At 40.2% G+C, this 19,475-nt stretch carries 15 protein-coding genes and 1 pseudogene; 9 read left to right on the forward strand and 7 right to left on the reverse strand.

Annotated elements, in window-relative coordinates; genetic code table 11:
- The first annotated feature begins 221 nt into the window (after positions 1-221).
- Positions 222-1,685 (forward strand): FAD-dependent oxidoreductase, encoded by a 1,464-nt coding sequence (locus tag DFP80_RS14800; RefSeq protein ID WP_241560291.1) that lies wholly within the window; start codon positions 222-224, stop codon positions 1,683-1,685.
- A gap of 25 nt (positions 1,686-1,710) precedes the next feature.
- Here the strand turns inward: DFP80_RS14800 and DFP80_RS14805 are convergent, their stop codons facing one another.
- A complete protein-coding gene (locus DFP80_RS14805) occupies positions 1,711-3,261 on the reverse strand; it encodes a sensor domain-containing diguanylate cyclase (protein ID WP_113917591.1) in 1,551 nt (516 codons plus the stop codon).
- A gap of 200 nt (positions 3,262-3,461) precedes the next feature.
- On the opposite strand from DFP80_RS14805, the gene rho reads away from it, so the two are divergent.
- Positions 3,462-4,418 (forward strand): transcription termination factor Rho, encoded by a 957-nt coding sequence (rho, locus tag DFP80_RS14810; protein ID WP_113917592.1) that lies wholly within the window; start codon positions 3,462-3,464, stop codon positions 4,416-4,418.
- A 97-nt stretch (positions 4,419-4,515) separates the two neighbouring features.
- Positions 4,516-6,660 carry a transporter substrate-binding domain-containing diguanylate cyclase gene (locus tag DFP80_RS14815; protein ID WP_113917593.1) on the forward strand — a complete coding sequence of 715 codons (2,145 nt, stop codon included), beginning with the start codon at positions 4,516-4,518 and terminating at the stop codon, positions 6,658-6,660.
- Positions 6,661-6,727: 67 nt separating this feature from the next.
- On the opposite strand, the gene DFP80_RS14820 is transcribed toward DFP80_RS14815, so the two are convergent.
- From DFP80_RS14820 to DFP80_RS20700, 5 genes are all read right to left on the reverse strand, one after another.
- Positions 6,728-7,174, reverse strand: coding sequence for a bactofilin family protein (locus DFP80_RS14820; protein ID WP_113917594.1), 447 nt, complete (start codon positions 7,172-7,174; stop codon positions 6,728-6,730).
- A complete protein-coding gene (locus DFP80_RS14825; protein ID WP_113917595.1) occupies positions 7,084-8,028 on the reverse strand; it encodes a M23 family metallopeptidase in 945 nt (314 codons plus the stop codon). Before DFP80_RS14825 ends, DFP80_RS14820 begins: the two co-directional genes overlap by 91 nt.
- A 172-nt stretch (positions 8,029-8,200) precedes the next feature.
- Positions 8,201-9,397, reverse strand: coding sequence for a DEAD/DEAH box helicase (locus DFP80_RS14830; protein ID WP_113917596.1), 1,197 nt, complete (start codon positions 9,395-9,397; stop codon positions 8,201-8,203).
- A 251-nt stretch (positions 9,398-9,648) separates the two neighbouring features.
- Positions 9,649-9,780 carry a hypothetical protein gene (locus tag DFP80_RS14835; RefSeq protein WP_258546989.1) on the reverse strand — a complete coding sequence of 44 codons (132 nt, stop codon included), beginning with the start codon at positions 9,778-9,780 and terminating at the stop codon, positions 9,649-9,651.
- Positions 9,781-9,821: 41 nt separating this feature from the next.
- Complete coding sequence (locus tag DFP80_RS20700) at positions 9,822-10,109, reverse strand: tyrosine-type recombinase/integrase (protein WP_175020622.1); 288 nt, start codon at positions 10,107-10,109, stop codon at positions 9,822-9,824.
- Between the two features lie 101 nt (positions 10,110-10,210).
- On the opposite strand from DFP80_RS20700, the pseudogene DFP80_RS21120 reads away from it, so the two are divergent.
- From DFP80_RS21120 to DFP80_RS14860, 5 genes and pseudogenes are all read left to right on the forward strand, one after another.
- Positions 10,211-10,748 (forward strand): annotated as a pseudogene (locus DFP80_RS21120) (transposase); the annotation flags it as partial.
- Positions 10,749-11,053: 305 nt separating this feature from the next.
- On the forward strand, positions 11,054-11,830 hold the full coding sequence (locus DFP80_RS14845) for a hypothetical protein (RefSeq protein WP_147243854.1): 777 nt from the start codon (positions 11,054-11,056) through the stop codon (positions 11,828-11,830).
- Between the two features lie 155 nt (positions 11,831-11,985).
- Entirely contained in the window at positions 11,986-12,921 is a 936-nt protein-coding gene (locus DFP80_RS14850) for an alpha/beta hydrolase (RefSeq protein WP_113917599.1), read from the forward strand.
- A gap of 450 nt (positions 12,922-13,371) precedes the next feature.
- Complete coding sequence (locus tag DFP80_RS14855; RefSeq protein WP_113917728.1) at positions 13,372-14,076, forward strand: pseudouridine synthase; 705 nt, start codon at positions 13,372-13,374, stop codon at positions 14,074-14,076.
- 19 nt (positions 14,077-14,095) lie between these two features.
- A complete protein-coding gene (locus tag DFP80_RS14860; RefSeq protein ID WP_113917600.1) occupies positions 14,096-15,004 on the forward strand; it encodes an NAD-dependent epimerase/dehydratase family protein in 909 nt (302 codons plus the stop codon).
- A gap of 129 nt (positions 15,005-15,133) precedes the next feature.
- Here the strand turns inward: DFP80_RS14860 and DFP80_RS14865 are convergent, their stop codons facing one another.
- Positions 15,134-16,963 (reverse strand): NAD(P)-binding domain-containing protein, encoded by a 1,830-nt coding sequence (locus tag DFP80_RS14865; RefSeq protein ID WP_113917601.1) that lies wholly within the window; start codon positions 16,961-16,963, stop codon positions 15,134-15,136.
- A gap of 408 nt (positions 16,964-17,371) precedes the next feature.
- Between DFP80_RS14865 and DFP80_RS14870 the strand changes: the two genes are divergently transcribed.
- Positions 17,372-19,351, forward strand: coding sequence for a sigma-54-dependent Fis family transcriptional regulator (locus DFP80_RS14870; RefSeq protein ID WP_113917602.1), 1,980 nt, complete (start codon positions 17,372-17,374; stop codon positions 19,349-19,351).
- The last annotated feature ends 124 nt before the right edge of the window (positions 19,352-19,475 follow it).

The raw sequence follows: 19,475 nt of genomic DNA on the forward strand, positions 1-19,475 counted from the left end.
TTTAGTTATTTATTTGAATTGGTGAGGCAAAGATTATAGCGAATCCTTTTTTGATTAAGAAGCCCAAAAGGCGGTCAGTGATCGGAGGCGATAAATGATTTTCAACGTAAGTCATTTAAAGTGTAAGTCACTTAAATTGAAGCGTATTTTCTAGTGTTGTATATGGTTGAGTTTTCATGCCATTTTAAGGCGTTCTCTTACGGTTAGGAATTGATATCAAGTTGAATAACAAAGAAGTGAATAGTGAGTCCAATCAAACTGCTTGGACTGTCTGTCCCGCGTGCCAGGGGCGCGGTAAAAGAAGCCGCAGGCTGCGCAAAAAAGTGCGTTTGCTCTATTTAAAAGAATTGAGTGAATTTGAACGATTGAAGAACGAAGGTCCAGCCCCAGTACGTCCTAAGGGGCATCTTGAGTCTTGTTCAGCGTGTGCTGGCTCGGGGTTGCTTGCCTCCGCCAGTTTTCCTGAACCTGATACTGAAAAGTACCCTAATGTTGCCATTATTGGTGGTGGTATTGGCGGCGTTGCTTTGGCCGTTGCTTGTTTGCATCGTGGTATTCCTTTTACACTTTATGAGCGAGACCTCGGTTTTAATGCTCGCTCACAAGGTTATGGCTTGACCCTACAGCAAGCGAGTAAAGCAATTGAAGGTTTTGGGATTTTCTCGTTAGAAAAAGGCGTTGTTTCAACACGACATGTGGTTCATACCACAGAAGGAAAAATTGTTGGGGAATGGGGAATGAGAAAGTGGATGCAGTCTGATACGAGCTCTTCCCCTAAGCGAACCAATATCCACATTGCGCGTCAGTCTTTGCGTTCCGCCTTGATTGAACAATTAGGCGGACATGATGTTGTAAAATGGGGGCATCAATTAGTTGGCCTAAAAGAGGGCGATGATGTTGACCTCAGTTTTTTGGTCGATGGCGAGTTACAGCACATCAAGGCCGATTTAGTTGTTGGTGCGGATGGTATTCGCAGTACAGTGCGCCGTTTACAGATTGGGGAGGAGACTACACCATTGCGTTATCTTGGTTGTATTGCGATTTTGGGGATTTGTCCCTTGGCTGATCTAGATGGCTTTGACAACGATTTGTTAGATTCAGCAACGGTATTCCAAACAGCTAATGGCAATGAGCGTATTTATATTATGCCTTATGATGCGAACTCTGTTATGTGGCAGCTTAGTTTTCCAATGGCTGAATGTGATGCGAAAGCCTTGAGTGCTCAAGGTGTTAAGGCTTTAAAAGAGGAAGCTTGTCGTCGAACTCAATGGCATGATCCTATACCACAGATTTTAGCTGCCACTCAGGCTGCTCAAGTATCCGGCTATCCTGTTTATGATAGAGAGCTACTTACGCCAGCGTTATTAGAAAAAAGTGATAAAGTAACCTTGATTGGCGATGCCGCTCATCCGATGAGCCCATTTAAGGGGCAGGGTGCTAACCAAGCTTTGTTGGATGCGCTGGCATTGGCTCGCGAGATCTCTAAAGGTTGCTGGTCAAAATCCCAATGGCGCAAAGCGGGTATTCGCGTAAGTGTACTCAGCGAGTTTGAAGCTGAGATGTTAGAACGCAGTGCGATTAAAGTAGAAGGCTCGGCCGAGGCCGCTGAGTTCTTACATTCTGATATTGTGCTTTATGAAGGTGATGAGCCGAGAGGTCGAGCCTTAAAGAGAGAAGATAGTTAGGAAGAGTGGCTCGTTTGCACCTTCCCTAGCTATGAAGAATAGAGCAATTTCTACCTTGACGCTTTGCTTGATACAAAGCGATATCCGCTTTTTTGAGTGTTATTTTGATTGTATCGTTGCTATTACTATCCCAGTATGAAATGCCTAATGAAACTGTGATGTTACCAGCTATAGGCATATTATATTGGGCAATTTTTACACGTAATTTCTCTGCAAAAAAATGTGCGTCAGCTTGTTTAGTAGAGGGCAATAGGATGAGGAATTCCTCTCCGCCATTACGAAAAGCGATGTAATTTTCGTTGCAGTTCTCTTTCATCAATAAGCTTAAATGCTTTAAAACTTCATCGCCTACATCATGACCATAAAGATCATTGACTACTTTGAAGTGGTCAATGTCCACCGCAATAACAGCAAAGCTTTGTTTTAATTCTCGCCATTGCTCTAATAGTTGATCTAAGCTGCGACGATTATACAAACCCGTCAAAGGGTCTGTATTCGTGTCTTTATTTAACTGATTGATTTTATGTTTCAAAGTGCCTAAACCGCTAAGTATTGCTCGCTTAAGCTCATGAACCTCAAAATACCAAGACTTAATATTTAAGATGTTTTGTTCTGCGTCATTTTGATACATGTGATTAGCCTGACTAGCTAATGCTTTTAGCGGCTTAGTAATGTATCGGCTTGCAATTAAAACAATGGTTAGTATTAAAAATAACAAGGGCAAGCTTTTCAGAACAACTTCGGTTAACTGTACATCAAGTTCAGCCATAACATTTTCGAGAGGGCGTTGTGCCACGACTCCCCATCCTGATCGTTTTATATAGGCAAAACCGGCTAACATGGGAATGCCCAGAGAATTAACAACCTTATCGCTTCCTGACGTGCCAATAATGACAGAATCTATCACATGATTACCTTCAATCTGCTCACCGATCCGCTTCTTGTTGATGTGATAAATTAATTCTTTGTTTTGATCTACAACGTAGATATATGAACCGTCAATGTATGAATGTTGGCTGAGAAGTTTAAAAAATACATTGTTTTGGTGTAGATAAATGCTGCCAGTAATAAAGCCAAGATACTTTTCGTTCATGCCGAAAATAGGATGAGATATGCTCATTAAGTAGCTACCTGTAGGTGCTACCATTGGGTTCGAGACTAATGGTTTTCTTGCATTGAAGGGGTTTCTGTTATTTTCTGGTAGTAATAAGCCTTTTATAGGAATTGTTTTTGGAAAAACGGTAGTGATAATTGCTTTTGAATTAATAATGGAAACAGAGTTAAAGAAGCTTGATTGCTGGTATAGTCTTTCAGTTTCCGATTCGCGTAGCGACTCATTATCAAAATCTGTTGATAGGATTTTTGCACTGTAAGCTAATTGCTTTTGCGCATTTTGTAAAAAATTGTTGGTGGTTTCGGCCAGCTTCGCAGCGTAAACGCGATTGGCTTCAAGCGTTGAATCGATTAATAATTGCTTTTGGACTTGGTAAGTTACGTAGTAGCTATTGGCAAAAGTAAGTAACACAGCAGCAGTGGTCAGCAGTAAAAAAAGTCTTTGTAAGTCTAAACGGAACAACCCTTATCCCCTGTGCTAAGCCTGATATCATGTGTTGGTCTAGATATGCGCTTTTATTGTTTTAAATATGTTTAATAAGTTGCCATTATAGCGAAAGCTCGGCTTTATTAGCAGTAAAAAATCATTGTCTACAGAATAGGGTAGAATCATGCTCTTATTAGCCGATTAAGCTCATTATTATCAAAGGCCCTAACTATATTATGACGAGAAAAATATTAAGTTTGAAAGGTAAGCGAACTGCTAATGTAGAGCCTGCCAACACTGAGGCGGTGGCTGAAGATTTATATCCTAAAGATCCACAAAAACGTTTTTTAAGTGGCGTTGCTGTGCATCCTTCTCCCTGCATTTCTCTTGCGTCTGGTTCTCAGCATCTTTCGATGCGAGCGATGGATTTGATTACCCCTATTGGAATGGGGCAGCGAGGTCTAATTGTTGCACCTCCAGGCTCAGGTAAAACGACTACGTTAAAGCAGATTTGTCACTCGGTTGCTACCGCTTATCCTGAAATAAAACTCTATGCTTTGCTGATTGATGAACGTCCAGAAGAAGTGACGGACTTTAAGCGCAGTGTGTCGGCAGAAGTGCATGCTTCGTCTTCAGACGAAAGTTATGCTCAGCACGTTAAAGTTGCTGATGATCTCTTGGATATTGCTCGAACACAAGCAGGAGAAGGGCATGATGTAATGATTGTGATCGACTCTTTAACTCGGCTGGCACGCGTCCATAACGCGGATAGAAAAAGTAGCGGTCGAACCATGTCTGGAGGGCTGGATACACAGGCGCTAGAGATTCCTCGTAAGCTATTTGGTGCAGCGAGAAAGATAGAAAATGGTGGCTCTTTAACAATTCTTGCGACTATTTTGGTGGATACAGGTAGTAAGATGGATCAGGTGATCTTTGAGGAATTTAAAGGTACGGGTAATATGGAGCTTGTATTGTCAAGAGAAGCAGCGAGCCATCGAATTTTTCCAGCTATTAATATTGCGAAAAGCAGCACACGCCGAGAAGAATTGCTTATTGGTGAGAAAGATCTTGAGAAAGTACGAGGTTTGCGTCGTTCGTTAACGAATCTTAAACCAGTTGATGGTGCTCAAAAACTAGTTGAATTGTTGCAGGGATACCCAACTAATGCAGAGCTACTGAACGCTTTCCGCTAACCTAAAAAATAGGATTAATGTTTTTGTGTTAAGCGTGTTTTTAAAGAGGCTTATGGTGAATACTGTTATTAATTTAAAAGTGCTTATTGGGATATAGATGAATAGACTATGTATTACGCCAATTTTTTTAATGTTTTTTTCGTTAGTCTCTGTTGCTAAAACTTTAGAGTTCACAGAACCTGAAAAGGATTTTATCAAGAGTAATCCAGTCGTGACCGTTGGAATGATGCCTGATTTTACTCCATTCTCTTATTATATTGAGGGTGAGCCTGTTGGGTTTGAGCATGAATTGTTAGGTTTAATCTCTAAAAAGACCGGGATAAAATTCGAAAAGAAAATTGCTAAATGGACAACTATCTATAATTCTTTTAAAAACAAAGAAGTTGATATGATAAGTAGTATTTCATATAAAAAATATAGAGAGCCATTTACCCTTTTTACGAGCCCTTACTATAATATTCCTATTATGATTTTCGTTAAAGATGATTTTGGTGATTACAAAGGGTTGAAAAGTTTAACTGGAAAGCGCGTCGGTGTTTTGAAAGACGTTTTTTATATTAAAGAGCTTGAAGATTTAGGTACAATGAATCTAGTTTTTTATGATAGCTATGATGCGTTAACGAAAGATCTAGTGTTTGGGAAAATAGATGCGTTAATGCAAAATTTACCGAATGTTAATCATTTAATAAAAAAGAATCTTTATAATAATATAAAGCTTGCCAGCGAACTGGTTCTACCTAATACCAAAAGAGAAGACTTACGCTTTGGAGTTCAGCCTGAAAAAAGCCTTTTAAGCTCGATCTTACAGAAGTCTCTGATGTCGATATCAAAACGAGAAATGGAAGAGCTCAGTGATAAGTGGATAGGTTCTATCAAAGAATATCCAGGAGGTCATATAGATCTTAATGATAATGAAAAGGCTTATATTAATAAAAACATTATAAAATATTGTATTAACCCAAGCGGTTTACCTTTTGAAGGGCTAAGCGAAGATGGTGAACATGTTGGAATGAGCTCAGATTATTACCGCCTATTTGAACAAATGCTATCTGCTAACTTTGAATTAGTTAAAACAAATACCTGGAGTCAATCAGTAGAATATATAAAGCAAAAAAAATGTGACATGCTAGCTTTAGGTATGGAAACGCAGGAAAGAAAGAAGTACTTAAATTTCACCAGTCATTATCTCGATGTTCCTTTAGTCGTTGCCACAAGAGTTGATGTTCCTTTTATTAATCAAATTTTGGATTTGGAAGGTGAAAAAATAGGAATAATCAGAGGCGATGTCTTTGTTAAAAAACTTCGAAAAAAATACCCATCCTTAAAAATAGTCGAAGTAGATGATATTTATGATGGTTTAGATCAAGTGAAAAATGGGCAGCTCTTTGCCTATATTGATACGTTAGCCAGTATAGGCTATGAATTTCAAAGTAAATATTTTGGTGAATTGAAAATAGCAGGAAAGATATCAGAAAACTTACTGCTCTCTATCGCTGTTAGAAAAGATGACGAAACTCTTTTAGGAATTCTTCAAAAAGTAGTTAATAGTATTACAAATGATCGTCATAGAAAAATATTTACTAAATGGATTCCAATAAAATACGAGCAAGACGTAAATTATAAGGTTGTATGGCAAGTAATGCTGGGTGTTTTTGTTTTCCTTACTTTTATGATGTATTGGAATAGGAAAATAGCTAAAGCAAATACATTATTAAAACAGGCTCAGAAAGATATTGAAGAAAAAAATAAAGAACTAAATAGATTGGCGCTAACAGACAATTTAACAACACTTTTTAATAGAAGGAAGCTTGAAGAACTTATACAAGCTGAAATTGATAAAGGAAAAAGTACGAAGAAAGATTTTTGCCTTTCTATGCTTGATATTGACCACTTTAAAGAAGTTAATGATAATTTTGGCCATCAACGAGGTGATAGTGTTCTTGTTGAAATTTCAGATATTTTAAAGGAAAGCCTAAGGGTAATGGATTATGTCGGACGTTATGGTGGGGAAGAGTTTATTATTATTTTTCCCGCATCAGATGTCGAAGAGGTAAAGTTAATAGTAGAAGAGATTAGGCTAAAAATAGCTCATTATGATTTTGATGAGATCGGGCATAAAACCGCTAGTTTTGGTTTAACCTCATCTAAGGCTAACGATTCGATAGAGAGCATTATTAAAAGAGCCGATAATGCTCTCTATGAAGCGAAAGAAAGTGGCCGTAATAGAGTTATCATACATTGAATAATAAGATAACTAATTTTTTCAAGGGTTGGGTATGATATAAAAATACCCGATCCCGTGCAGAGGGTTAAGTATTTTTATCATTGTTAATCAAAACTACTTTTTCTTCTTGATGATTTAATCCGTCTAGGTCGTCAAGGTCTCTTTGGTTTTCTTCACCCTGATCGGAGGAGTGGGTAACCCCCATAAATTTACCGCCAGGTTCAATGCTTAAATTGTCACTGTAAACTGTGCCACTGACTCGTCCATAGCTTAAGATCTCAATGTAGGTTGCGTGGCAGATGCCTTCAAAATTACCATTAATGATCAAGCGTTCTGTGGTTATTTCCCCTTGAACACTGCCTGATGTGCTAATTTTAATTTGATTTTTTGCTTCAATCTGGCCTTCGACATTTCCATCAATTTGTAGATGGCTGTCGACGTTTATGTGTCCGTTAATTGTGCAGCCTTCTGCGATGAGAGTTGTAGTTGCTGACTGACTCTTAATTCTATTTTTCCCACCAAAGATTCCCATTGTATACCTCTTACACTTTCAAAAATTGTGTCAAAATTATCAACATCCCAAGCGATAAAAGGTTTGGGATCCAGCGCTCGTCCAATGAACCGAATTTCATAATGTAAGTGTGGCCCTGAAGTTAACCCGCTATTCCCTGAATAGCCAATTAAGTCGCCTTTCTTAATAAAGTCACCCTTATTCACAGCGAACTTACTCATGTGAGAGTAAGAGCTGGAGAATCCATACCCATGCAATAAACGTAGAAAGTTTCCGGAGCCTTTTTTACTGGGTCTAGTTACTTCTACCGTCCCATCTGCCGGAGCATAAATAGGCGTTCCTGTATTTACTGCAAAGTCTTGGCCGCGATGAAATTTTATTATGCCAAGAACAGGGTGCTGCCTTTTACCATAACCAGAAGAGGTTCTTGCATTCTTCACTGGCGGGCCGCTTGGAATCTGAGTCAACATGGCTACTCGTAATGATGAGTTCATCGCCGCGGTATCTAAACGTGATTCAAGTTCGACACTGTCTTGATCATCCATTCCGAGAACTTTTTCTAGGTCGTTTAATCGATCAGAGACCAATTGCATTCGTTCTTCTCGATCTGTTAAGTCCTGCTCCAAGCTTATTTTTAGTGCAGTAAGCGATGTAATTTCTTTGCTCAGAGAAGTCGATTTGCTTTCTAACTCGAGTAGTTTGAGCTTTGAATACTCCGCATCGCTAACTAAGTAGTAGATAATGCCTGCGGTTACTAAGAGTCCAAGGAAAATAATATAGCTTATAAATTTAAATGTATGACGTGATCGTTTTCCGAAACTAAAGTGCTTTGTTCCATCTACTGAAGAAATGGATACCGTTATATTATCTTTCATCGTTCTACTTTTTTACCAACATCATAATTCATTATTTAGATATACAGCAAAGCAACTATCTTTGTAAACTTTTGTATGTGAAAGCGGCATTTTTATGCATAAATAATTTAATGTCTATTTTAGAGTGTTCATTTTAAAAGGCCCTTTCTTTCAAATAAGAGTCAGGAGCGCTTTAACGGTTTGCTTTACGAACGTAATTTAAAATAGAAATGGGTACGGCTTTTCTGACCGGAAAGCCTGAAATTTCTTTGCGATTTATGATGTGTTTTAAGCGGCTTTCAATAGCACATAGGTTTTTGAAGTCACCCATAGCAACGAAAGAAATTGCTTCACCAGAAGCACCAGCTCGACCAGTTCGACCAATGCGATGGATGTATTCTTCTGGTTTGAAGGGTAAGTCATAATTGACCACGCGGCTTAATTCACCAATATCCAAACCACGCGCAGCAACCCCGGTTGCAACTAGGTATTTTAGTTCGCCAGATTTGAATTGCGCCAAGATCTTTTCACGCATGGCTTGGCTTCTATCACCATGAATGCAATCAGCGACTATGCCACGTTTTGCTAGTTGATCGACGAGCTTAGCGGCACCGTGTTTTTTCTCGATAAAAATAAGTGCCTGATCCCATTTTTGCTCGTTAATCAAATGGCTCAATAAAGCAGATTTTGTGTCTTTATCGACAGTAATCAACCACTGCTTGATATTGGCGGCGGCGCGGATGTTAGGCGAGATGGATATTTCAGTAGCTAGACCCGTCATCTTGCTGTCTGAGAAATCAAACGCTAGAGCACGGACGTCGTCGGTCATGGTTGCTGAAAATAAAAGGTTCTGACGGCTTTCGGGTAAGCGCTCCATGATTTTGTTGATATCACCAACAAAGCCCATATCGACCATTCTGTCAGCTTCGTCCAATACCATGACTTTCAGCTCATCAAAGTGCAGGGCGCGCTGATGAGCCAAATCGAGCAATCTGCCCGGAGTGGCGACTAGAATATCAACACCTTCGATTAAGCGTTCTTTTTGAACTTCGGTATCCACACCGCCATAGACGGCCATAGAGGTTAGCTTGGTGTGTTTGGCGTATTGAGCAACACTGGATTCAACTTGAACCGCTAATTCACGCGTTGGCACAAGAATAAGTACTCGAATACGTTTACCGCGTAATGTCCCCGCTTTAGTGAACCTTTCTAGTAGAGGCAGAACAAACGCTGCGGTTTTGCCTGTACCAGTTTGCGCGGTGGCGATTAGGTCTTTGCCGGAAAGAATGGCTGGAATAGCTTGTTTTTGGACTGGTGTGGGGGTCTTGTAACCTAATTCTGTAATGGCTTTAACAAGAGGACTGGATAATCCTAGTTTTGCAAATGGCATAAATTGCTCTGACAGATTGTCGTAAGGGGGCGAAGAAAGATGGCGAAGTATAGCGCAAAAGTGACGTTCGTTGTTCTAATGTTGCAATTAGCTACACAGTTTTCGATTGCGACTATTGATGAATTAAAATGTGTCCATTAAAAACGCATTGGAAGTGCTTTTTTATAGTGAGTTTTGCTTTCTATGAGTGGCGCCACCCTAAAGCTAAAACCACTTTTTTAGTGTTTGTAGTGGTTTTATGGAAATATTATTTATAGCAGTTGATCTAGTGGATTATTGGTTCCAGTAAAATGCTGACCTATTATATGTGTATAAATATGTATTGTTGACACATATTTATGTCCTAGCAGCTCTTGAACGGTTCTTATATCTCGTCCGGCCATCAAAAAGTGAGTCGAAAAAGAATGGTGGAAGGCGTGACAATTTACTTTTTTTCATTAATCCCTACTTCATAGACCGCTGCTTTTAATGCTTTACGGGGAACTGAATCATGCAAATGATGCCGACATAATTCGCCAGTCAAAGGGTGCTGGCTGATTGAGTAGAGGGAAATAAAAACATCCAACTTAATTGACGAAATGCGTTTGTTGCATCGTACCACCAAACTACCTTGATCTAAATTAAGATCTTGAATTCGAATGCGTAAGCATTCGCTAATTCTAAGGCCCGAACCATGCAGCAACGAAAATATTAAGTGGTCTCGTTCATTCATAAAGCCTAGTATGTTTTGAATCTCATTGGTCGCTAAAACAATAGGTAAACACCGCCCTTGTTTAGCATGCTGGAACCCTAAATCACCCAATGGTTGACAATTTTAGCGAAGGGTTATTACCAGCTTTATCCAAAACGGAGATGAGTTAGCTACTGAATGTTTTGATGCAAAAGCCTTGGGTTGTCTATTGTAAATCAGCGCTTGAATATCGTTCGACCTTGGTAACTTATTTAGCACGCTATAGCCATCGTATTGCCTTACCTAACAATCGTTTCCAAGTGTGGAACAACGACAAAATCAGCCTTCAATATCGAGACTACCGCTCTGATAAACAGTCGCTTTTAACATTAACGCGACAAGAACTGGTAAGACGCTTTTTTATTCCATGTATTCCCAAGGACTTTATGACTTTTCTTTAATGTAAAAAGCGGCATTATGGCTATTTGTCTAATGCCATAAGAGTCAAGGTGAAGAAGCGGATAGATAAGCAGTTAGACATGTACGAGCCACGAACGACAGTGAAAAGGCCGCTAAATCAAATTGCTCATGCCCTGCTTGTGGCGAGAGTATGGTGATGTATCTGAGAGTAAGGTGATAGAACGGCTTTGCGTCATGCTGCCATGGGGTAATGGCTGTTAGCGTTAGCGCTTAGTGAGATTAGAGTATAAAAACAGATCAGGTAATAAGGCCTGAGGGAATTGCTTGCTTCGCGGGTCAAATCGAGCTACAAAAGAGCAAATGAAGAATCAATATAATGGCGATCAAAGACGATCTGAAGCGGCATAATCCAAACAGGCTTTGGTATTTAGCGAGTTATTTAACAGGGAAGTCCCACTATGAAAAAAGCCCCCTATATAGACAATGCAGCCGTTCAACAGTGGGTTATAGCCGCAGCTACGCTGCTGTATAGCCCTTAATTGTTATGAGCCATTAGGGATAACCTCGTGAATTTCTTCAAAAGATGGATGTTAAAATCACTTCTAAAGAAACCAGCTCCTGATCGTATTCCAAGATCCGGAGAGAAAGCCAAAGATGTAAATTGTAATGTCGTTTATATCCGAGCAAAGAATGAATCTTGGACGATTCTTTGGAACAAAATCGATTCTAAAGGTGTTATAGGTAAGGTTTGGCTTAATCAAGAAGAGTTTGAAGAGCTTTCTATACCCTGGCCTTGGTTAAGTGATTATGAGTTAGATATTACCCACTTTTATGGCGTATACGACTTACGTTACTCTTCGATTCCACAATATTTCTTTGAAGGAATATTACCGTGGGATAAGTTAAAAATTGTGCTTGGTAAAGTTCAACAGTTTCTTTTCAATCGCAAAGAATTAGTTCGTTCGGAAAGAATCGAGACACTCAAAATCATTCTCGAGGAAGCAATCGAGAATAGAAATTTTACTGTAAGTTCGGTTTCTTTATCTGGCATGTTGTATACGCAAAGGTGGGTATTTCATCCAGACAAAACCAGACAGTTAGCCTACAACGACTTACTTCTGAAATCACTCGAAGAAAGTGGAGAGTTACAAGCTATACAATATGGCTACAAGCTATCACCAAAAGCGTTAGTCACAATCTCTGCTTATGAAGAAGATCAAAAAAGACACAGGGATAACTTAGCGCAATCCAATGCGGCTAAATGGCTAACCTTTGCATTAATTATTGTCGGTCTTATACAAGCTGGCGTAACCTATTATGGTGTTTATAAAAATGGCTCATGACAAATAGTTCCATCCGACCTTCACTGCGTTGCTCGTTTTGTGCTTTAAAACAATCAACTTCGTTCCGGCGGCTTAGTGGGGGCGTTAGGTGATTAGCGTATTCAGCAGCTCTACTCATCAATAAAACTATGGATTTATTAAATATAGGGAACATTATGAAATTATTTTTTATTGCATCACTTTGGCTATCCACTACTTTTAATTCATTCGCCACTCCAAGAGAAAAAGTTGTGAGCATTGATACAGGTACGGGCAAGTTAGAGGGCACTCTATTGATAAATGATTTAAAAGGGTCTAAAACAGTAGCGTTAATTATTGCAGGCTCAGGACCAACCGATAGAGATGGCAATACCCCAACAATGATAAACAACTCTTTAAAAATGTTGGCTGATGAACTTGCTAAAATAGGAGTTTCATCGTTAAGGTATGACAAAAGAGGTATTGGTGAAAGTAAAGATTCAGGGTTAAAGGAAAATGAGCTGCGTTTTGATAACTATATTAATGATGCTAATAGCTGGGTTGAATACCTGAGGAATTTAAGCAACTTTAACAAAATAATTGTTATTGGTCATAGCGAGGGGGCTTTAATCGGTATGGTTGCTTCACAACAAAAAAATGTAGATAAATTTATATCTATAGCAGGTGCAGGACAACCAATAGATCAAACAATACGAGATCAGTTAAAATCGCAACCGCCTATTTTTTTAGAGCAATCAACACCTATATTAGATAAACTTTTGCAAGGTCAAGCAGTTGAAAATGTTCCTGCATTCTTAAACTCTTTATTTCGTCCAAGTGTGCAATCTTATATGATTTCTTGGTTTAAATACGACCCGAAAAAAGAAATTGCTAAACTTAATAAGCCTGTGTTAATCGTTCAAGGCTCAACAGATATTCAAGTTGGCTTAATGGATGCTGATAAACTTGCAGCAGCAAATAAAAAGGCTGAACGAGTTGTAATTCAAAAAATGAATCACATTTTCAAAGAGGCTACTCTTGATAGGCCGTCCAACTTTAAAACATATAATCAACCTGAGTTATCTATAAAGCCTGAGTTAGTTAAAGTAATTAGTGAGTTTGTACTTAACTAATTAAAAAATCACCTAACAAGCTAATAAATAAGGGCGTTACTTGTAAATCACGATGATCAAGTTTCAGATAGAAGGCGAAATTCATGCAGAGCCTCAAGGTAATTACGGTACCTTTGAAGAGGTGATGACGGAATTAACCTGCCGCGTAAATATTGCTTAGCACAAAGAACCCAACAGGTATCCTTGTACAGGTTGGAAAACGTGCGGGAGAGGTTATCAAATTCTTGAATATGATTGCTCTACAACGTTCTACAGGACACTTCTTAAAACCACTCCAGTACTATCTATTTCTACAAAGGGTGTAATTGGAAAAAAGTTTTGGGTCCTAGTGCAAAATACATAATAAACAAAGGCAGTATCCTATCTTTTGTATCCTTATCAATGCGTGGTTGATAAAAGTCAGTTAGAAAGGATAATGTCCGGCTATTTCATCTGTTAATGTTGTCTGCCATGCGTCTTGATAAATTTGTTTGTAAAAGTACTGAGCTAACCCGAAAAGAAGCAGTTCAATACATTCATGCGGGTGAGGTTTGCATCAATGGTGAAGTAGTGACAATCGAAGCGACTCAAGTGCATGAAAATAATACGGTGCTCTTGAATGGCGGTAGGCTAATTCCCCGTGATTTTCGTTACATTATGATGAATAAGCCAGCAGGTACGGTGTGTTCTAATATCGATGAAGTTTATCCGTCACTGTTCAATTTTCTAGACATTGAAAAAGCTTCTGAGCTTCATATAGCAGGACGCTTGGATGCGGATACAACCGGCTTGGTGCTGATTACCGATGATGGGCGCTGGTCTTTTAATATCACACTGCCAACGAATGGTTGCTGCAAAGCCTATCGAGTTCAGTTGTCTCGAGCGATTTCAAAAGAGAGTAGCCAAGACCTTATTGCTCAGTTTAAAAAGGGGCTGAAACTGCAAGGTGAACAAGGTTTAACTCGTCCCGCTAAATTAGACATCATTACTCCAAAAGAAGTACTTTTAACCATCACTGAAGGCAAGTTTCATCAGGTAAAGCGCATGTTTTCTGCCGTTGGAAATCGTGTGGTCGGTTTACATCGAGAACAAATTGGCGAGGTTTTCCTTGACCTTGAGGTCGGGCAATGGCGTTATTTATCTAAGAACGAAGTAGAGTCTTTCAATAATAATTAAAATACATTGAGGTTAGATTATGACAGCAAAGAGAATATTATTTACAGGTGGATCTGGAAAAGCAGGTAAGCATGCGGTTGCTTATCTTATTGATCAGGGGTATCGAGTGCTTAATGTAGACTTGACGCCACTGGATCATCCCAAAGTCGATAACCTAATCGCGGACATTACTGATTCCGGCCAGATGTTCAACGCCATGAGTTCGTATGCTGGTTTTGATGAATTAGAGCCTGGTACTGGTATGCCAGTATTTGATGCCGTGGTGCATTTTGCCGCGGTGCCTAGAATCCTAATTAATCCAGATAACGAAACCTTTCGAGTGAATACCATTGGCACTTACAACGTTATCGAGGCCGCTGTAAAACTTGGTATTAAAAAAGTGATTGTTGCGTCGTCAGAAACTACATATGGTATTTGTTTTTCTGATGGTCAAACTAATCCTCATTCTTTGCCATTAGAAGAAGATTACGATGTTGATCCTATGGACAGCTACGGTTTGTCTAAAGTAGTTAACGAGAAAACAGCACGTAGTTTTCAGCGTCGTTCAGGGATTGATATTTATGCGCTGCGCATTGGTAATGTGATTGAGCCTCATGAATACACTGAACTGTTTCCGAATTATTTTAAACAGCCTGAAGTTCGCCGTCGAAATGCCTTTTGCTATATCGATGCCCGTGACCTTGGGCAAATTGTCGATTTATGTTTGCAAAAAGACGGCTTAGGTTTTCAAATATTTAATGCTGGAAATGATCACAATAGTGCGGTTATTCCAACAAAAGAATTAGCTGAGCGATTTTTTTCTGGTGTGCCATTTACTCGAGAAATGGGCGAACATGAAGCCTTGTTTTCAAACCGTAAAATCCGTGATGTGCTGGGCTTCAAAGAACAACATAACTGGCGTAAGTATGTGAGTGCTTCTGGTGAGTAAAATTTAAAGGAAAAATATCACAACATTAATCCTATTTCATTGAGCTAGGAAAGTGTGCGATGGCTTAAAAAACGGCTTCTGTTTTAGAAGCCGTTGAGGTGTTTTAGGATGAGATAACTTAGTCTGTCCTTAGCTTAAATGATGGACTGGCTCCATGCCGTATACGGGTGTTTCTATTCCTTCCATACGCGCTTTTATTTGCAGTGATAGATACTGAGAGTAGTGTCTTGATTGATGTAAATTGCCGCCATGGAACCAGAGGGCTTCTTGATGAGTTGGTTTCCACATATTGCGAAGCTCTCCTTCCCATGGGCCAGGATCTTTTGCTGTGTTCGATCCCATGCCCCAGCATTTCCCCACTTTGTCAGCGACGTCTTGGGAGATGATTTTTGCTGCCCAGCCGTTCATCGATCCGAACCCTGTTGCGTATACGATTAAATCCGCTTCTAGTTCAGTACCATCCGTAAGTAACACAGATTTTGGCTTTATGCTCTTAATAGAAACTCCAGCCTTAAGTTTAATGTCCCCATTGGCGACAAGTTCTGAAGCACCCACATCAATGTAATAGCCTGAGCCACGGCGAAGGTATTTCATAAATAAACCAGAGCCATCTTCGCCAAAGTCTAGCAGGAATCCTGCATCTGTTAAGCGTTGGTAGAAGTCTTTGTCTTTTTCAGCTACTGCTTGATAAGCTGGAATATGAAATTGTGGCATCACCTGAAAGGGAATGGATGCAAAGGTTAAATCTGCTTTATAGGTAGTCATGCCATTCTCGACGGCTTCTTCTGAGTACAAACCGCCCAGAACGAGCTCCATCAATGAATCAGATTTGATGATATGAGTGGATGAGCGCTGGATCATAGTGACATCTGCATCGTTTTCCCACAGGGCACAGCAGATATCATGGGCTGAGTTGTTGCCACCAAGAACGATGCATTTTTTTCCTTTATAGGCTTCTCCGCCAGGATGCTGGCTGGAATGATGTTGTTCTCCTTCAAAGGTATCCATTCCTGGTATGTTGGGCATGTTCGGTATGCCAGACATGCCGGTTGCTAGTATGAGTTGCTTAGGGCGAAGGGTGAGTTTCTCGCCTTTTTTATCAATCGTTACTAGCCATTCTTGTTTTTCTTCATCAAATTCTGCATGCGTACAGCGTGTTGATCCCCAATAATTGATTTCCATGACTTTGGTGTACATCTCTAACCAATCACCCACTTTGTCTTTTGGAGTGAAGACCGGCCAGTTTTCAGGGAAAGGAAGGTAAGGCATGTGGTCATACCAAATAGGATCGTGTAATGAGAGTGATTTGTAACGATTGCGCCATGTATCACCTGGTTTTGGTAGGGCATCAATCACAATAGTGGGAACATCAAGCTGACGCAGGCGAGCAGCTAGACCTATGCCGCCTTGTCCTCCGCCGATAATCAGGCAATAAGGTTGTTTTGTATACCCTAGAGTGGCTTCTTCATGTTGGCGTTTCTCTAGCCATGTTTGGCGGTTTTTATTGGCACCATGTTCAGCCCCTTTCGGACGAAGCCTGTTTCGTTTTTCTGGATGATCTTTAAGTTCCGTCATTGTTGTTAGGAAAGTCCAAGCAAGGTTATTACGCAATCGTAAATAGGCACGTCCTTTAGCAACAGCCGTTTCAAAGCTAATCCAAGCATCAATCACACCGTCCGCTTCGGTGGCATCTTCTTCTAATTGCCAGTTAGTCGGACAAACATGTTTCATGGTGTTTGCGATCATGTCGCTAATGGCAGTGCGACCTTCAAGGGTTTTAATGTTCCAGGTGAAGGAGATTAAATCACGCCAATAGCCATTTTCTTCGAACAGCAGTGCTGCATCGGTTGGGGTATTTGAGCTAAGAGTGCCCGATAATTTTTCTAGCCAATCCATAACTGCTGTGTTGGGTTGATGCATTGTATTTAGTGAAGATATTTTTTTTGAAGAATCCGTCATAAGTTACTCCAATGTAGATTATTATTTTTATTGCTACCCTGATACCAAGTTCATATGCTTGCGTTTCTTTTGAACTATATTGGTAATGACGATGGAGCAGTATGTGTGCCAATAAAATACTCTGAATGTATTTTTTATAACGGTATGATTTATTTGGTTTATTTTTTAAATTGAGCTTAATTAAATAATAATACATTCCGTATTCGTTACACTTGTAATGCTTTTTTGTACAGGTGTAACGCCCAGTGTTCACCTTTTAACTGAGTGGAAATAGGCACGTCTGAGATGTTGATCTTGAGTTGGGGGATGAATCAGAATGGGGTAAAGAAGTATAGAAAGCCTGATTTTTCGCGCGTAGACTGCAAGTAACCTAAAAATAAAAATAATAGTCAGGAGCAAAGAGTCTGTATGAATAATACAAGTCAGCAACGTCGGCATATTGATGCAATACTTAGCTACAGTGGCGGCCAAGTCTTAAGTCGGCATTATTCTCCCCATGAGTTAATTGGGCGTTCTTGGCAGCGATGTCTTAGTGACTATGGCTTAGACCCAAGCCAGCCAAGACCAGCTCGTATTGTGACGCATCAGATTCTTCGCGAGCACCAAGATTCGGTGGATGAATTTTTGAATGTTGCACGTGCCGGTGTTGAGCAGCTCTATACGCAAATAGCAGGTTTGGGTTATGTCTTGTTATTGAGTGATTATCGAGGCATTACTGTGCAATTTTTAGGAAGTAAAAATGACGATGAGCGTTTGCATAGAGCGGGTCTGTATTTAGGGGCGGACTGGAGTGAGCAATATGCAGGTACTTGTGCGGTAGGTACTTGTATTCAAGAACAACAGGCTCTAACTTGCCATCGAGTTGATCACTTTGATAGCTCTCATATCGGCTTGACCTGTACTGCTGCGCCGATTAAAGATCCATCTGGTCAGTTACTGGCGGTGCTGGATATTTCGGCGCTTGATTCGTCACGAACACCGGATAGTCAAAATTTTGCTTTGCATTTAACTCAGCTTTACGCTCGATTAATCGAGGATGCGTATTTTTTGAGACGTTATCGGCACAGCTTGATTTTTAAGTGCGATCAGTCTCGTGAATTGGTTCAAGTAAATGGGCAGTGTTTATTTGCATTAGATGAAGGGGGTGAAGTATTGGCTGCAAACACCGCTGGCCGTAGTTTATTATTACAATGTCATATGGTTGATTTGCCAAGGATATCTTTACCTACATTGTTAGAATGCCAGTGGCGGGATATTGTCTCTATCAATTACGAGAGTAAAGATGGTATCCGGGCCTTTCGTTTATCGGGAACACAGCAAACCTTGTTTGGTATGTTGATAGAGCCCGCCACAAATGTGCCTTATCAGCCTCAACTTTCACAAATACTGGCTTCCCAAGAGGAGTCAGTTCCTCAGCTTGATGGATTGAGTGCGGATGATCCCGCCATGCGCAAAACGATTAGTCTGGCAAAACGGCTACGTCATCGAGATATGAACCTACTGATTCTAGGTGATACAGGTACGGGGAAAGAGGTATTGGCCCAAGCAATTCACGACTCAAGCCATCGTGCCCAGAAACCTTATATAGCAGTTAATTGTGCTGCTATTCCGGAGTCTTTAATTGAAAGCGAACTTTTTGGTTATGCACCTGGAACCTTTACTGGTGGTCGGGCAAAAGGGGCGAAAGGGTTAATTCAGCAGGCGAGTGGTGGCACTCTTTTTCTTGATGAGATTGGGGATATGCCTCTGCATTTGCAAACCCGTTTACTGCGTGTATTGGCCGAAGGGCAAGTTATGCCATTAGGTGCGCTACAAGCAGTCGGTGTAGATGTTCGTGTATTGGCGGCTACGCATTGTAACCTCACTCAGCTTATTAAAGAGGGGCGTTTCAGAGAGGATTTATTTTATCGACTTAATGGTGCTACATTAAGTTTACCTACCCTCCAAGCTCGCGCAGATAAAGCGTATCTGATTCAAATGCTTTTAAAGAAAATTAATCCAGTAGTGAGGTTAAGGGCCGATGCGATGAGTGCGCTTTTAGCTCATGAATGGCCGGGTAATATCCGCCAACTGGTTAATACATTAACCTTTGCTGATGCCATTTGTGAAAGCGATGAAATCTCTATACAGCACCTTCCCGAAGAGTTTTTTGACCATCAAAATGGATTGGTTGAACCATATATTCCACTTCACCCAATCGCACCAACGTATGCGAATTGCTGCTCTGAATCGTCAGTAGAGGATTCAGAGCAGCAATTTTTATTGAATTTATTACGACAGCGGCGTTGGAATGTCTCTGCCGTTGCAAAAAAATTGGGTGTGTCGCGACCCACGGTATATCGTCGAATGGCGAAATATCAAATAGTTCAGCCCAAGAATAGGTTATGAAAAATGTAAAAAATTATCATGGAACTCGATGGAGAGAAGCATTCTTTTTTGGGTTCTAGGGGGATTTGTATTGTAGGGAAGGGAAGGGAAGGGGGGACTGGAGCTTCCAGACCTATTTGATAAG

Origin of the sequence: Marinomonas rhizomae, assembly GCF_003315485.1 — a bacterium.
Lineage (GTDB): Bacteria > Pseudomonadota > Gammaproteobacteria > Pseudomonadales > Marinomonadaceae > Marinomonas > Marinomonas rhizomae.

What these genes read in the sequence shown, in the direction of transcription:
- rho (WP_113917592.1), top strand. Translation starts at nt 3,462, where the DNA reads ATGACGAGAAAAATATTAAGTTTGAAAGGTAAGCGAACTGCTAATGTA.
- DFP80_RS14815 (WP_113917593.1), top strand. Translation starts at nt 4,516, where the DNA reads ATGAATAGACTATGTATTACGCCAATTTTTTTAATGTTTTTTTCGTTA.
- DFP80_RS14820 (WP_113917594.1), bottom strand. Translation starts at nt 7,174, where the DNA reads ATGGGAATCTTTGGTGGGAAAAATAGAATTAAGAGTCAGTCAGCAACT.
- DFP80_RS14825 (WP_113917595.1), bottom strand. Translation starts at nt 8,028, where the DNA reads ATGAAAGATAATATAACGGTATCCATTTCTTCAGTAGATGGAACAAAG.
- DFP80_RS14830 (WP_113917596.1), bottom strand. Translation starts at nt 9,397, where the DNA reads ATGCCATTTGCAAAACTAGGATTATCCAGTCCTCTTGTTAAAGCCATT.
- DFP80_RS14835 (WP_258546989.1), bottom strand. Translation starts at nt 9,780, where the DNA reads ATGGCCGGACGAGATATAAGAACCGTTCAAGAGCTGCTAGGACATAAA.
- DFP80_RS20700 (WP_175020622.1), bottom strand. Translation starts at nt 10,109, where the DNA reads ATGAATGAACGAGACCACTTAATATTTTCGTTGCTGCATGGTTCGGGC.
- DFP80_RS14850 (WP_113917599.1), top strand. Translation starts at nt 11,986, where the DNA reads ATGAAATTATTTTTTATTGCATCACTTTGGCTATCCACTACTTTTAAT.
- DFP80_RS14855 (WP_113917728.1), top strand. Translation starts at nt 13,372, where the DNA reads ATGCGTCTTGATAAATTTGTTTGTAAAAGTACTGAGCTAACCCGAAAA.
- DFP80_RS14860 (WP_113917600.1), top strand. Translation starts at nt 14,096, where the DNA reads ATGACAGCAAAGAGAATATTATTTACAGGTGGATCTGGAAAAGCAGGT.
- DFP80_RS14865 (WP_113917601.1), bottom strand. Translation starts at nt 16,963, where the DNA reads ATGACGGATTCTTCAAAAAAAATATCTTCACTAAATACAATGCATCAA.
- DFP80_RS14870 (WP_113917602.1), top strand. Translation starts at nt 17,372, where the DNA reads ATGAATAATACAAGTCAGCAACGTCGGCATATTGATGCAATACTTAGC.